Source organism: Saezia sanguinis (assembly GCF_963921665.1).
Lineage (GTDB): Bacteria > Pseudomonadota > Gammaproteobacteria > Burkholderiales > Burkholderiaceae_C > Saezia > Saezia sanguinis.
In genome coordinates this window covers 12,508-27,401 of record NZ_CAWUGC010000018.1, presented here as the reverse complement: position 1 = coordinate 27,401, position 14,894 = coordinate 12,508, and the positions used below count along the sequence as shown (strand labels likewise).

The window sequence follows — 14,894 nt, the reverse complement described above, 5'->3', positions numbered from 1 at the left end:
TATGGCACAATCGGAACATCGGCGTTGGCAATGCCAATGAGCTTAACGCTGTGAAGATAGACTGCAATCTAGATAATCTGGTTAGTGATATATCACGAGAGGAAAATTATGAAGAAACTGAACAAAGTGGCAATGCTGGTTGCATCTGCAACACTGGCTCTGTCAGCTGGCAGTGTATTTGCCCAGTCCAATGAAAACAACTGGTTGAATGTTGATGGCACGACATGGCGTACTGGCGACGGTACACTGTGCTGGCGCAATCCCTTCTGGACACCTGCAACTGCCAATCCAAACTGCGACGGCGCATTGACAGCTGAAGCTCCTGTTGTCACACAAGCCCCAACACAGGCTCCCACACCAGTGGGTCAACGTGTAAGCTATGCTGCTGACACCCTGTTTGACTTTGACAAAGCCGTGCTGAAACCTGCCGGCAAAGAAGTGCTGGACGAACTGGTTCGCCGTATTGGTAACGTCAACCTGGAAACCGTCATCACTGTGGGCCACACCGACTCTACCGGTCCGGAAGCTTACAACATGAAGCTCTCCCTGCGCCGTGCTGAAGCTGTGAAAGCTTACCTGGTCAGCAAGGGTGTTCCGGCTAACCGCATTTTCGTTGAAGGCAAGGGCGAAACACAGCCTGTTGCAACCAACGCTACCCGCGAAGGCCGTGCACAGAACCGTCGTGTAGAAATCGAAGTGATCGGCACAGTAATGCGCTAATCCTTTGACCTATCGTTTTTCAAAACGACCGGTTACAAAAACCCCGCTCTGGCGGGGTTTTTTCATATGGCAGCCATCACAATAAAACCCCGCTTTTCATAACACCGCAACTGCTTTGCCCATTTTGCGAATACGCCACATACAAAACAATAAAGCCCTAAAATAAACACCTACTTTGTTATAAAAACTTTACAACGCGTTTGAAATGACAACCACAACAACACACAATGTCGACCCGTCAGAAATAGAAAAATTCTCCGATTTGGCCCACCGCTGGTGGGAGCCTGAAGGAGAATTCCGCCCCCTGCATGACTTAAACCCGGTACGCCTGCAATGGATAGATGCCCAGGCACCAATCAAAGGCAAAAAAATACTGGATGTTGGCTGTGGCGGTGGTATTTTGAGCGATGCCATGGCACGTCGCGGGGCTCACGTATTAGGAATCGACCTGGCAGAAAAAGCCCTGCAAGTAGCTCAGTTACACGCACTGGAAGCCCAAACCCCGCAGATCCAATACCGGCAAATTGCCGTTGAAGACCTGGCCGCAGAACAACCCGGACAATACGACACAGTGACCTGCATGGAAATGCTGGAACATGTACCAGATCCGCAATCCGTCATCAACGCCCTGGCCCAACTGGTCAAACCCGGAGGCTGGGTATTCCTGTCGACCCTTAACAAAAACCCCAAATCCTTTTTACTGGCGATTGTCGGTGCCGAGTACATCATGAACCTGCTTCCACGCGGCACACATGAATACGCCCGCTTTATCCGTCCCAGTGAACTTGCTCGTATGGGCCGTCATGCAGGGCTTGAACTGGCCCAAGCCACGGGTGTCGAATACAACCCATTCACACATAAAGCCAAACTCACCGCCAATGCCGACATCAACTACATGCAGGCATTCCGGCGTGTTTAAAATCCGTATCCATCGCCATTCTTGTCATGTCCATAAAAGCAGTATTATTTGACCTGGACGGCACACTGGTAGACAGCGCTCCTGATCTGGGTGCTGCTGCTGACCAGATGCGAACCGACCGCGGTCTTCCCTCTTACCCTTTAGCAAAATACCGGCCACTGGCCGGTGCCGGCGCACGTGGCATGCTGGAAGTCGCCTTTGGCATGACGCCACAAGATCCTGACTACGAAACCATGCGGGAAGAATTTTTCCGCAATTACGAAATCCGCATGACCCAATCAACACACCCGTTTGATGGCATTGCGGCTATGCTGCTCGAATTAACCGCACGGCATATACCCTGGGGAATCGTCACCAACAAAATGGAACGCTTCACCCTGCCCTTTATCAAACAGGCAGCATGGGCTCAAAGCGCCCAGACCGTCATTGCCGGCGACACAACGCCCCATATGAAGCCGCACCCAGCTCCTGTGCTGGAAGCCGCAAAACAACTCCACCTGCCGCCCGAGGCATGCCTGTATGTTGGGGATGACCTGCGCGACATACAATCAGGCAATGCAGCCAACATGCTCACAGCCGCTGCCACCTGGGGTTATCTCGGCGCTAATAGCGACTACACCACATGGAATGCCGATTACATCGTTGAAAAACCGGCCGCCATCTTGAAACTCCTGAATTAAGCTACAATATAGCTTCTATGGGGCCGACCTGGTTTCGACGTGAGTGCGGAAGCAGAGCGGGGCATGCCGAGCACCAGTCCGCTCGTAAAACCACTGGAAAAAAAGTAATTGCAAACGACGAACGTTTTGCACTCGCTGCTTAATTGACTAGCGAGACTCACAACAGTTTGCCAATGGGCTGGGGCCGCAAGGCCTGTGGGTTAATACTACATTGACTGGTTTGCCGTTGGGTTACTCAACAGCAAACGAGACCTAAGTGACTGGCGACAAAGAGAGGGTGTGGGTGCCCGCTCCAGTCGCGAGAATTAAAACATTCCACTAAGCATGTAGAACTGCCTGAATATGGCTTGCGGACGGGGGTTCAATTCCCCCCGGCTCCACCAAGACACTATCCAACACCGTTTATTACAATGTAGTAAACGGTGTTTTTATTTTAAAATCAACACTGCTCTAAACAATCCCATCTAATAAGAACCAATTCAAGCTAAAATAATTGGAAGGGAGCAATAGGATTAACAATCATTAATCATGTATGATAATAAAAAAATCATCACCAACCTACAGGAATTTTTTATGCTTCAGACGAACTCTTAATATAATAAAGCTTTCTATCCCAATAATTAAAAATGCCATAGGCTATCAGATTTTAGAATTATATATTTTACTTATCACTTAATATTGGCAAGTAGTAAAAATTAACTAAAATTTAAAAAATTTATTCTAGTTATTAAAAATTAATTAATTTGATTTAATTCATAATATAAAATGGTATACAGACCATTCATAGTTTAGTTACAATTTTATATATTAAATATAATTTTTTAAATCATTTTAGGAGTTTCTATATGGGATTATTTAATTTTCTTTTAAAAGATAAAATAATTAAAATCTGGGAAAAAGATAATACAAATGTTTTGAATTTTGTAACCTCTATGGGGAAAAGAGAAATGCAAGAAATTAGAGCATCAGCAATTGCAGCTCTTGCTTTTTTCAGTTTAGACCCAGAAAATCAAAAAGATGGATCTTTGGAGTTAGCTTTAGCAATAATGGAGAGTGCAAACCTGCGACTAAACAAGCAAGAAAAAGTATTATTATCAGCATTCAATCTAAGACAAATGGAAAATCAAAAACAAGCCTATCAGTCTTCTTCTGTAATGAACAGAATGGTAGCATCTGGAATACCAATTTGGATTACTTCCATCAGATAAATTTTAGAGCCTTCTTTATTATATCAAGGCAGAAAATTGTGGTCTTTATTAGAAGCGGCAGATAAAGTAGAGGTCTCATATATTATTGAACAATTAACAATCCCTTATGATCACCACCCTATTAAAGAAATAATTATATCATTAAAGTTTTTTGAAACTCCAAATATATTTAAATCAGTTTAAATCATAAAAAAATTTAAATAATCATCCATCAATATTGATTTTGGCCAGTTCTGAAAACTCTTGACCGTATATAAATCTACCACCTAGCTTTTAGGAGTTGTCTGGACTTGTCTACGGATTCACACCGCCCACTAAAACGATCAACTATTCAAGATGCCGGCATGGCCAGACGTTTCTATGCCTGAACTGCTGCCGTGTGGCATAGGCCTCCCGACAACTCAATACCTGGCTGCGCAACCAGACTCCTTTTTTGAAGGTGCTTAAGCACTGCAGTCCAATGTGTAACGATCAATCAACCACAAGTACCAGCACCCCTCTATCTGTGTGACAGAGAATGCCAGGGTATCTGCACCTGTATTAATAATAACCCGGTAGCTATTAGCCTCTAATGCATGGATCTTATCTAAAGAAAAACCTCCAGATATTTCTTCCATAGCTTCGGGATAATCCCAAAACTCTACGAGCTGCTGGAGTAGTGTTGAAAGTAAGTTATCCTCTGTCAAATAAACGCCTACCTGTAAAGGCTGGTCCTCAAGTACATAGTGGGCATCATCCTCACAATGGCTGGTAATGGTAGTTGTGTAATGAAATTGGGCACTATTCAAAAAACGCTGAATTCCCTCCTCTGCCTTCAGTGTGACAGGCCAAAAGGTATCTCTCATTTGAGAAAGTGCATGTATATCAATATGAAATTTGTGGTCAATAACAGGGGGAATACCTATTTTATAGGGAATAAAAACACCTATCCTGGGATGAATGTAATGACTCAGCTTCTGTTGGTCTACATCATGAACAGCTAATGCAATTTCACGAACAGCATCTTCCAATGATGAATCAGGCATTGGCTGAGCGTTAACAACAGACAAAAAGCTGGCAATAAAAATAGTAAAAATAAATTTCATTTTTATTATTTTATATTACGAAACATATTTTTTAACGCTATAACATCTGTTGAAAATATTTGAGAATCCTTAATCAACCTTTAGAATTCGAGCATTGAACAAACACATTACAGGCACAGCAATACGCCCACCGACTGTTAGCGGTTTTAAGCTCCCACCCGTCCTCCCCAAAGGGCCATATGTGAATAGAACTAACAAGCGTCACCCATGAGTATCTTGATTCAACGTGCCGTATCACCACGTCCCAACTACGCTTGTCGAGTGCTTTAAATGGTTTTGAATGTAGTATGATGGAATGGTATTTAATCTGGTTGCCTTAACCTGAGGTTTTGGTACACAGCATTTATCAATTTGTCACAACAGAAATACCAGCTATGTCAGCAACTGTCTCTCAAACTCTATTGGAAAAAATGCATGCCTACTGGCAAGCCGCCAATTATTTATCGGTAGGCCAGATTTACCTGCTGGACAACCCCCTGCTTAAAACGCCTCTGGTGCTCAAAGATATCAAACCCAGGCTGCTGGGTCATTGGGGCACCACACCAGGGCTGAATTTTATTTATACGCACTTGAACCGCATCATCAATGAGCGTGAACTGAACATGATTTATGTTACCGGCCCCGGACATGGCGGCCCGGCGCTGGTAGCCAATGCGTGGATGGAAGGGACTTATTCGGAATACTACCCCAATGTATCTGAAGATGAGGAAGGCATGAAGCTGCTGTTTAAGCAGTTCTCTTTTCCCGGTGGCATCCCTTCGCATGTGGCACCTGAAACGCCTGGCTCCATGCACGAAGGCGGAGAGCTGGGCTACGCAGTCTCTCATGCATATGGTGCCGCATTTGATAATCCTGAGCAGGTGGTCATTGCCGTCGTGGGTGATGGCGAGGCTGAAACTGGCCCTTTAGCCACCAGCTGGCATTCGAACAAGTTTTTAAACCCGATTTCAGACGGTGCAGTGTTGCCCATTCTGCATCTGAACGGCTATAAGATTCAAAACCCCACCGTGCTTTCGCGCATATCACATGATGAGCTTGAAGCCTTGTTTACCGGGTACGGCTATGAGCCGCATTGGGTCGAAGTGGCTGACCCCGATGACTACATGGCTGCGCACAAACAGATGGCACAGGTGCTGGATACCTGCTTTGACCGGATTGCTGCGATTCGCGCGCATGCCCTGCAGGAGCAGTCTTCAGGCAAGCCTCTTTCGCGCCCGCGCTGGCCTATGATTATTTTGCGCAGCCCCAAAGGCTGGACCGGGCCGAAGAAAATTGACGGAAAAATCACCGAAGGTTATTGGCGAAGCCACCAGGTTCCTTTTTCCAACATGAATGAGGAACACATTCAGAATTTAAAAACATGGCTTGAAAGTTATAAACCGCAAGCGCTGTTTGATGAACACGGGTCTTTGAAAGCAGAGCTGAAAGCGCTGCACCCCCAAGGGTTCAAACGCATGAGCGCCAACCCGGTAGCGCAGGGCTCAGTAAGCCGCGATTTAAGGCTGCCGGATTATCGCAACTACGCCGTACCAGTTGAAACCCCGGGTGTTTCCATGGCAGAAGCCACCAGGGTGATGGGAAGATTCCTGCGGGACGTATTGCGTGCAAATGAAGCCCCTCGCAATTTCCGCCTGTTTGCACCGGATGAAATTGTCTCCAACCGCTGGACAGATGCACTGGATGCCAGTGGCAAGGCATGGATGGCAAATACGCTCCCCGAAGATGAAGGCAACGATACGCTGGAACAGGACGGGCGCATCATGGAGATTCTTTCTGAGCATACCTGCGTGGGCTGGCTCGAGGGTTACAACCTCACCGGACGGCATGGTTTTTTCAGTACCTATGAAGCCTTTGTGCATGTCATTGACTCGATGTTCAACCAGCATGCCAAATGGCTTAAAACCATCCGGCACATTGATTGGCGCCGCCCTATTCCGTCGATGAATATTCTGCTCACAAGCCACGTCTGGCGACAGGACCACAATGGGTTTTCACACCAGGACCCGGGTTTTATTGACCATGTGGTGAATAAAAAAGCGGAAGTGGTCCGTGTTTATTTACCGCCCGATGCCAATACGCTGCTTTCTGTCACCAACCATTGTTTGAAAAGCCGCAACTACGTTAATGTGATTGTGGCAGGCAAGCAGCCAGCGTTGCAGTACCTGAACATGGAAGATGCCATGACCCATTGCACCAAAGGCATCGGCATTTGGGAGTGGGCATCCAACGACCAGGGCGCTGAGCCTGACATTGTATTTGCCTGCGCAGGCGATACCCCCACCATGGAAGCGCTTGCCGCGACCGACCTGTTAAGGCAATACCTGCCTGAACTGAAAGTCAGGTTTGTGAATGTGGTGAACCTGATGCGGCTCCAGTCTGAACGTGAACACCCGCATGGTTTGTCAGACCGGGATTTTGATGCCATTTTCACCACAGACAAGCCGGTTATCTTTGCATTCCACGGTTATCCCTGGTTGATTCACCGCTTGACTTACAAACGCCATGGGCATGACCACATGCATGTGCGCGGCTATATTGAAGAAGGTACCACCACAACACCGTTTGACATGGTGGTGCTCAACCGCATGGACCGCTACAGCCTGGCCATAGACGCGATTGACCGTGTGCCAGGGTTAAGAGAACAAGCCACGCATATCAGGCAGAAATTCATCGACCAGTTGATTGCGCATAAACGCTATATCACCGAGCACGGCGATGATCTGCCTGAAATCAAGAACTGGAAATGGCCTTATCCGTCATCATCTTCAACATAATGACGTGAATTAACCCGCTTCAAGCTTGATTTGGCACTTGTCACTCCAACAAAACAGGCACTGCCCGCAGACAGTGCCTGTTTGTTTTTGCAGAAAAACTCTGCGGCTTGATACGATATGACTGCAATAAATATACCGTACAGGCCAGACTTTATCCTGCTAAAGCCGGGCGATGTTTCCTCACAATGTCAGTCGCCAGCTCATAAGCATAAGCCATGCGCAACACATCCCAGTCGCCCTGGGGTTTGCCAATCAACTGGATCCCCATGCTCAGACCCTTGTTGTTAAAACCAACAGGGATTGCCGCAACCGGGCAGCCGCACATCGTCCAGTGTGTGACAATTTCCATCCAGCGATGGTAGGTGTCCATCTCTTTGCCGGCAACCTCTTTGGGCCAGTGCCAGTTTTTGTCGAACGCGAACATCTGGGCCGTGGGTACAGCAATGAAGTCATACTTGTCAAAAATACCCAGCACCGTGCGGTACCAGTCACTGCGCCGCAAGCTGGCAAAATAGGTATCCTGAGCGCTGTATTTTTTGGAGCCTTCATATTCCCAGATGGCTTCGGGTTTGCTCAAAGCACGTTTTGCCGGGTCTTCCATCAGCGCCCTCATGCTCGAAGCACAAATGTGGCGATGCGGCAGCCAGACTTCGTCCCAGAACTTGGCCGGATCGGTCGGGTTATCAATCGCGTCAACCTTCACGCCCATGCCTTCAAACGCTTTCAGGCCATTCTGGCAGACTTCCAGCACATCTTTTTCCATTGCCAGATAACCATGCCAGTCACCCAGCCAGGCAATGCTTTTACCCTTGGGGTCCATCTTCAGGCGGTCACACACGTTCAGCGGTGTGAGCGCTTTCAGATTGGCATCATCGGCCAAAGACTCCGGCGCCAGCGGCGTATAGCCAGACTGCGTATTAAGCAGCAGCGCCACATCGGCAATTGAACTGCCCATCGGGCCATTGATACCAAACTGGTTAAAGAACAACTCTTTGCCAGGTGCCGGCACACGCCCCCAGGACGGGCGGTAACCAAACACATTGTTCCAGCCCGCCGGATTACGCAAAGAGCCCATGAAGTCACTGCCATCAGCCACAGGCTGCATACGTAGCGCCAGCGTTACCGCTGCGCCACCGCTGCTGCCGCCAGCCGATTTGCTCGGGTCATACGCATTACCGGTCACGCCGTAAACCGGGTTGTAGGTATGCGAACCATAGCCCCATTCAGGCGTATTGGTCTTGCCCACCACAATGATGCCAGCCGCTTTCATGCGCTGAACCATAAAGCTGTCGCTTGTGGGAACATTGTCTTTAAATACCGGGCTGCCGTAAGTGGTACGAACGCCTTTGGTATCGTCAAGGTCCTTAATCGCCTGGGGGAAACCATGCATCCAGCCATCGGTCTTGCCCTGCGCCAGCAGACGGTCTTTTTCAGCAGCCTGCTTCATCAGGTCGTCATGATCCTGCAACGCCACAATGGCGTTCACCTTATCATTGACCTTATCAATCTGTGTCAGATAGGCTTTCATCACCTCCTGGCAGGATACCTTCTTCGCATGAATCTGCGCCGACAGTTCCCAGGCAGGCATATCAATAATTTGGGTAGCGCCAGAAGAAGGCACAGAAGTACTCCCCGTTGCAGAAGCGGTTTGAGCTATGGATGTGTGCATTTTACCAAGCAGGCCTACAGCCGCCACACCGCCGACCAGATTTTTAATGGCAGTGCGCCGGTTAGGTTGCGCCTGGTCATGAGCAGAATTTTCAGAGCCTTGGGTTGATTCTTGATTCATTTATACATCTCCCATATGTTGGTTAAAAAGAAAACCCCAAAAGAAAAAAACAGTAACTAAATGGTCCTCCTTCATTTTTCATACATAGATCACTACACCTGGCCCGGTCATGCATGGTCCAGCCTTATCACACTTGATTTGCACGTATCCATCATTTTTGAAAAAGCAAAGCCCCTGCGGCCTTCAAACCGCATTTGAACTTTCAAGGAATCCTGTCAATACGCCGGTTGGATCCGGCCTTTCATCGCATCAGGGCGTAGTACGCTGAGGTACATCCCCCACGACATGGCTTTGCATCACAACCCCTGCTTGCCCAGCAGAAGACGTGGGCGCTTCGGCTGAGGGATTTTTGAAATACATGGAATAAACATAGCCCCCCAAAACCCCAACCACTAAAAACAGCAGCAGCACCTTCTTGTTTGATCTTTTAAGTGCCCTGCGCACAGGAACTTTTTCTAATGAAATAATGACTTTGTCGTCTTTCATGACACTTCCATTCATATCAAAAACAGACCACTTTTGATAGCCTGTGTTGCTGAATCCGTCCTGCCTCAAACCTTCACAAAACAGAATAAATTCATCATCACTTGCTGTGGTAACACGCCACAGGCGTTAACGTACCCAGCCCTTACCACGCATAAAACAGTACAACCCCGCAGCGGCTGCGCACAGCACAACCATGCTGGGAATAAACGGTGTAAATCCCGTTGCCAGCGCCTGAGCAAAATCCACACCGGTTGCGCCTTTGTACATCAACGACCCCAGCAGCAGCCAGATAAAATACCCCGAAAAGCACTTCATCAAAACGGATTGAAAAGAACCCGCATCACGCTGGGTATTAATGCTGCAACTCATCGCGCAGGCCACACCACCAAGCAGGTAGCCGCCATACGCCCCCGTTAAAGCAGCCATGCCGCTTTGCCCCTGCGGAAATACCGGCAGCCCCAGCAAACCCAAGCCCACATATGCAACCGCTACAAGCGGCCCCACACGCGAGCCTAAAACCAACCCTGTGAGCATAAAAAAAAGTCCCTGCAACGTCACCGCCACAGAGCCTTGTGCTGTAAAAGGAATATTCACCCACGCCGCAGCCATGATAGAAAGCATCATCAATACGAGCCACACATACAAACCCGGAAATACCGACCACTTTTTTGCAATATTCATCACTTATCTCATCATGCTCAGATCACTCATGAGTCAAGTCAACATGCTCTCTTTCTATCTCACCACACTCACTTGCCCATCAAAAAAATTCAATATATACCGCTGAGAATTTCTAGTTATTGCTATTTAACATACACACATGAGACCAAAAATGAACTTTTCAGATTCCGAACACTCCCAGTCTCATGTTGTTTCTTTTTACTTACATTGACACCAAATTACCCAAGTATCGCCTTGGTAATGAGGTACAGAACCGATGGGCACAGCAAGCACCCGAACCCGGTGTAGAACGTTGCCACCACCGCGCCATAAGGCACCAGTCGAGGATCAGTTGCAGCCATGCCGGCAGCCACACCGCTGGTCGTTCCCATCAAACCGCCATATACCATGGCTGCTTGCGGATTGGTCAGCCCGAAAGGCTTGGCTAAAATAGGCGTAAGAATCATCACAAACACTGATTTCACCACACCTGCAGCGATACTCAGGGCAATAATTTCTGAACTGGCTCCCAAAGCCGCACCGGTAACCGGCCCAACGATGAACGTGACAGCACCTGCGGCAATGGTTGCCACATCCACTGCACTGTGATAGCCAAACATATAGGCAATGACTGCTGCCACAATGTAACAACCCACAATACCAATGACCAGCGAAAGCAAACCAGCCAGACCGGCCTTGGTCAACTCACTCAGTTTGGCACCAAACGCGGTTGAGATGATGGCGTAGTCACGCAACATCGCACCACCCATAACGCCAATACCGCTGAACAGCGAAATATCCGAAAGGCCTTTGCCTCCCCCTGTAGTAGCACCTCCAATAAACGCCAATACCAAGCCAACAAAAATAGCCACTGCCGAACTGGCGATACGCCCTTTTGTCAGATACTTGGATATCAGACCGGAACCCCATAGAATGACACCCACAACCATGAATGCCATCACCAGGCCGTTTTTAGAGAATAAACTCTGAACAATACCTACAATATTTACTTCCATAATGGCACCTGTTTACTTTTTGTCAGCCAATTCTTTTGCCAGGTCTTCTTCCCAGTTTTCATTAGGCTTTGCTAATCTCGAAAGTGGTTTAATAAGAGGAAACATGACAACGCACCCGGCAATCCCGGCTACCAATGCAGTAGGCCCACCGGAAATTGCAGCGTAAACATTCTGGCTTGCCGCCATTGCCACTACAATAGGTATGTACATGGCCGACCAGAACTCAATGCCTGAGCTGGCCGCTTTTTTCATCAACCCTTTTCTATCAAGAATTTCTGTGGAGATCATCAGGAAGAGCATGGCAAAACCAACCCCACCAATGTCACCGGGGATACCGATCAGCTGTCCGATCAGGGTTCCCACAAAGACGCCGGCAAACATGCAGGCACTTAAGAGAGCTAAACCATAAATAATCATACATGGACTCCCGTGTGTGATTTTTCCGCAGAGGACATGGAGGTGTCCCCTGCGGTTTTTTTATTTACTCAATAACCACGAGGATGTCACCAGAGCTCACGCGCTGTCCCACCTCAACCTTGATTTCCTTTACTGTGCCGTCAGCCGGTGCTGGCAAAGGAGTTTTCATCTTCATGGCTTCCATGATGACAACCTGCTGATCTTTTTTCACAGCATCGCCCACTTTCACCTTGATTTCTTCAATTTTTCCAGGCATCCTGGCTTTAATTTCACTCATTTCATGACTCCTTTTCAGTTAATTGAGTGTAGTTTTAATGACATTTACCAAGTTCGGCTGCTTTTCGTTTTCAGCTACATCAAACAAAGTAAATATTTCTTTTTTAGGCAAAAGAACAACATCTGCTGGCCCTTTGGCCAAAACAGTGTGTCCATGACTAAAAAGCTCTTTGAGCGAGACTCCATACCCGTTGGGTAATGAAAGCTCGACATCAATGCGCACATGAAATTCATGCTCGCTTTGAATGACAATATCCATCCAGTCGCGCAAAATTAACGCTGCATCAACCGAATTCAACGAAGCCGGAGACGGTGTAAACAAAATATCCAGATCGGAATCCTCGCGGGTATAAAAATAGCCCGTCAGTAATTCCACCGCAGCCGAGCCCCATACCCCCAGCGAAAACAAGGCTCTGTTTTCCTGCTCCATCAGGCTGGAGAGCGCACACAGGGCGGTGGTTCTTTCACACTTCACCTGACCACGCCTTAAAGGCTCAAGAACATCCGCAGGCTGAAATACCGCAGCGATTTCACCAGGTTCCACAAAGGCCGGAATGCGCAGCTTGCTGCCATTGGGCTGTTGCCAGGAGGAAAATCCCACCGGAATCAAACCATCGCGCCCATGCCCCTCTTCCCGCCGGACAATACCCGGAATAGACACATCAGGGCCTGAACAGGCATAGCGCCCCACATCAGGCGGGCATATTTCCGGCAGCAGCACTTGTTCATAGTTCTGCTGCAACATCCCCTGCTCCTGCAGTTCACGAAAAATCCGCTCCCGCCCTTCGCGCGAAATAAAGAGGTAAGTATGGCGTGTATACATATCAGCTCTTTTTCACCCAGGTCGGGTCTGTTTTGGAGGACGACTGAAACTGCACCTGCGCTTCAACCAGCGAATCAAACAACTGCGTTTTCTCCGGCCCGCATACCGCGGCAATGGCAGAGGCAACCTCACCCGGCGGCACAATAGACGGCATATACACCAGTTCCGTTGCCGGTGCATTACAACGCAGATCGGTACTCACCTTCACCACCCGCCCTTTGATGCGCAGAATGCTTCTGGCCGCGCGTGTGATCGTTTCCGGTGTCGGGAAAGTGGTCGCTGTTACATACACATCGTATTCCGGGTTGGTACGGCGCCTTCTGTATGTGATAATGTGTCCTGCCTTGTTACATACATGACCGCTCTGACTCACAATGAAACTGTCAGCCAGCGGCATCCCGCCTACCAGCAGCTCCCGGTACTCTGCACCCGCAGGTGATGGAATCAGTGAAATATCATCGCGCAAAGGAACGCCATCCAGCGTCAGCCAGCCAAACTCCTGGCAGCCATACAAATCATGCACCTGCCAGTCATAAAGCTTGGCCACCTCCAGCAGCTCTAGATCCAGCGGAGTCCCCGCGCACAGCACCACACTGCCACGCGGAATCATGTCGGCAAACCCCAGGTTCTGGGCATCTACCAGAGTAGAGGCAATGAATGCTGACTCCCCCACCACCACTTGAGGCTGCTTTTCACACAGCGCCAGAATAAAAGCATCCCGGCTGGAGCGTTTGAGAAAACTCCAAGTCAGGCCATAGGCATTCAGCGCCTGTGCACTGAACACATTCACCAGAGGGGCATATGTAAATACCGCATGTGCCCCTGCTGGAATACCGGCAAGCGCCATCACCTTGCGCACAGCCTGTTCGCGCTGCGGCAGTTCAGGATGTGTCACACCCACAATATTTTGGAAAGCCGTCGACCCTGTGGTAAACGTCACATAGGCCAGATTAAACGGCACGTGCACTTCTTCAATCACATGCGCGGCCGTTGGCCCGGCGATGCCCTTGTCAGCCAGCGATCTTCTGGGCATTTCTTCCAGAGTCGGCGCTGTGCCAATATCATCGACGATACTGCGAAGGCTTTCCAAAATCGTGTTCATACGTTGAACCTCTTTGGTTCCGCCTGCACATGCCTTTTCACAAGCATGTGCAGGTCATATGTTGATCAAGCGTTCAGATATTTGGCTTCGACAGCTTTGAACTCTTCGTTCATCTTGTCGATCACCACTGCACGCATTTTGCGGCCACCGCGCTCAACGCCCAGTTTGCCACGCCCCCAAGGCCCCAGGTCGTCATAGCGGCCCTGTTTCTTGAGTTCAACCACTTCTTTCACATGCTTGAACACTGTGGGGCGGATGTCATCAATTGAATTGATGATCTCCTCCACACCGCCAAGCTGTTCAAAGAACTGCGGCCCAGCTGCAAACACCGGATTGTTCTTGGAGAGCTCCTCCAGATAATCCTGATCGAGTTTGGTAATACGTGCAATGGATGTAATCGGCATCACGTGAATCATGGTGCCAAACTCCGGGCTCATCGACAAAATATGATCTGCCTGCAAACCGTGACACAGGAACGCACCACTGATGGCACGACCAATCACCACCGCAATAATCGGGTGCCCGGTCTTGCGCGCTTCGGCCAAAGCCAACTGGTATGCACCCGTCGCCTTGTTCATGCCGAAAATCTCTTCCTGCTTGCCAGGCCCGTTTCCGGGGGTATCCACAATCAGCAGCAATGCACGCTTTTCATCAACCGGCAGGCTTTTATCCGCTTCAATCGAGGCGTACACTGCCAGCGCCATCTTGTAGCCTTCTTCCAGACCGATCACGCCTGCATAAACCACCGGGAAGTTGGGGTTCCCTACCATGGCGTCATTGGCAATCACGGTACAGTTTTTACCATCGAGCTTGGCTGTACCAATCACGGCACCTGGGCCGAAATCGGGATTGTCAATTTTCAACTGTCCCACCACATTTTCAGTAAATGTGCCTGGGTCGATCATCAGGTCGATCGCTGCACGACCTTGTCCCATCAAG

The 14,894-nt window shown here is 48.9% G+C and carries 15 protein-coding genes and 1 other RNA gene; 6 read left to right on the top strand and 10 right to left on the bottom strand.

Annotated features, from left to right (window positions below):
• Positions 1–108 precede the first annotated feature (108 nt).
• The 5 genes from ompA to AACY98_RS12815 all read left to right on the top strand — a co-directional run bounded on the left by ompA (position 109) and on the right by AACY98_RS12815 (position 3,527).
• Positions 109–720 carry an outer membrane protein OmpA gene (gene ompA, locus AACY98_RS12835; protein WP_339805611.1) on the top strand — a complete coding sequence of 204 codons (612 nt, stop codon included), beginning with the start codon at positions 109–111 and terminating at the stop codon, positions 718–720.
• 205 nt (positions 721–925) lie between these two features.
• Positions 926–1,639 (top strand): bifunctional 2-polyprenyl-6-hydroxyphenol methylase/3-demethylubiquinol 3-O-methyltransferase UbiG, encoded by a 714-nt coding sequence (ubiG, locus tag AACY98_RS12830; RefSeq protein ID WP_126977977.1) that lies wholly within the window; start codon positions 926–928, stop codon positions 1,637–1,639.
• Between the two features lie 26 nt (positions 1,640–1,665).
• Positions 1,666–2,319, top strand: coding sequence for an HAD family hydrolase (locus tag AACY98_RS12825; protein ID WP_339805609.1), 654 nt, complete (start codon positions 1,666–1,668; stop codon positions 2,317–2,319).
• Positions 2,320–2,338: 19 nt separating this feature from the next.
• Positions 2,339–2,702: a transfer-messenger RNA gene (ssrA, locus tag AACY98_RS12820) on the top strand.
• Positions 2,703–3,164: 462 nt separating this feature from the next.
• A complete protein-coding gene (locus AACY98_RS12815; protein WP_339805607.1) occupies positions 3,165–3,527 on the top strand; it encodes a hypothetical protein in 363 nt (120 codons plus the stop codon).
• A gap of 443 nt (positions 3,528–3,970) precedes the next feature.
• Here AACY98_RS12815 and AACY98_RS12810 read toward each other — a convergent pair whose 3' ends face one another.
• On the bottom strand, positions 3,971–4,612 hold the full coding sequence (locus AACY98_RS12810; RefSeq protein ID WP_339805604.1) for a hypothetical protein: 642 nt from the start codon (positions 4,610–4,612) through the stop codon (positions 3,971–3,973).
• A gap of 374 nt (positions 4,613–4,986) precedes the next feature.
• Here AACY98_RS12810 and AACY98_RS12805 point away from each other — a divergent pair, with 374 nt between their 5' ends.
• Positions 4,987–7,386 (top strand): phosphoketolase family protein, encoded by a 2,400-nt coding sequence (locus tag AACY98_RS12805; RefSeq protein WP_339805602.1) that lies wholly within the window; start codon positions 4,987–4,989, stop codon positions 7,384–7,386.
• Between the two features lie 151 nt (positions 7,387–7,537).
• On the opposite strand, the gene AACY98_RS12800 is transcribed toward AACY98_RS12805, so the two are convergent.
• The 9 genes from AACY98_RS12800 to mdcE all read right to left on the bottom strand — a co-directional run bounded on the left by AACY98_RS12800 (position 7,538) and on the right by mdcE (position 14,890).
• Positions 7,538–9,175, bottom strand: coding sequence for an amidase (locus AACY98_RS12800; RefSeq protein WP_339805600.1), 1,638 nt, complete (start codon positions 9,173–9,175; stop codon positions 7,538–7,540).
• A 249-nt stretch (positions 9,176–9,424) separates the two neighbouring features.
• A complete protein-coding gene (locus tag AACY98_RS12795; protein ID WP_126978007.1) occupies positions 9,425–9,661 on the bottom strand; it encodes a hypothetical protein in 237 nt (78 codons plus the stop codon).
• A 126-nt stretch (positions 9,662–9,787) separates the two neighbouring features.
• Positions 9,788–10,342 carry a biotin transporter BioY gene (locus tag AACY98_RS12790; RefSeq protein ID WP_339805597.1) on the bottom strand — a complete coding sequence of 185 codons (555 nt, stop codon included), beginning with the start codon at positions 10,340–10,342 and terminating at the stop codon, positions 9,788–9,790.
• Between the two features lie 218 nt (positions 10,343–10,560).
• The gene (madM, locus tag AACY98_RS12785) at positions 10,561–11,337 is read right to left on the bottom strand and encodes a malonate transporter subunit MadM (RefSeq protein WP_339805595.1); all 777 of its coding nucleotides are present in this window, start codon (positions 11,335–11,337) and stop codon (positions 10,561–10,563) included.
• Positions 11,338–11,349: 12 nt separating this feature from the next.
• On the bottom strand, positions 11,350–11,754 hold the full coding sequence (gene madL / locus AACY98_RS12780) for a malonate transporter subunit MadL (protein ID WP_339805593.1): 405 nt from the start codon (positions 11,752–11,754) through the stop codon (positions 11,350–11,352).
• 64 nt (positions 11,755–11,818) lie between these two features.
• Positions 11,819–12,031, bottom strand: a complete 213-nt coding sequence (locus AACY98_RS12775) for a biotin/lipoyl-containing protein (protein WP_339805590.1) — start codon at positions 12,029–12,031, stop codon at positions 11,819–11,821.
• Between the two features lie 18 nt (positions 12,032–12,049).
• Positions 12,050–12,853: a malonate decarboxylase holo-[acyl-carrier-protein] synthase gene (locus AACY98_RS12770; protein WP_339805588.1), complete on the bottom strand. Its 804-nt coding sequence runs from the start codon at positions 12,851–12,853 to the stop codon at positions 12,050–12,052.
• Position 12,854: 1 nt separating this feature from the next.
• A complete protein-coding gene (locus tag AACY98_RS12765; protein ID WP_339805586.1) occupies positions 12,855–13,955 on the bottom strand; it encodes a hypothetical protein in 1,101 nt (366 codons plus the stop codon).
• Positions 13,956–14,020: 65 nt separating this feature from the next.
• Complete coding sequence (mdcE, locus tag AACY98_RS12760; RefSeq protein ID WP_339805584.1) at positions 14,021–14,890, bottom strand: biotin-independent malonate decarboxylase subunit gamma; 870 nt, start codon at positions 14,888–14,890, stop codon at positions 14,021–14,023.
• Positions 14,891–14,894: the final 4 nt, after the last annotated feature.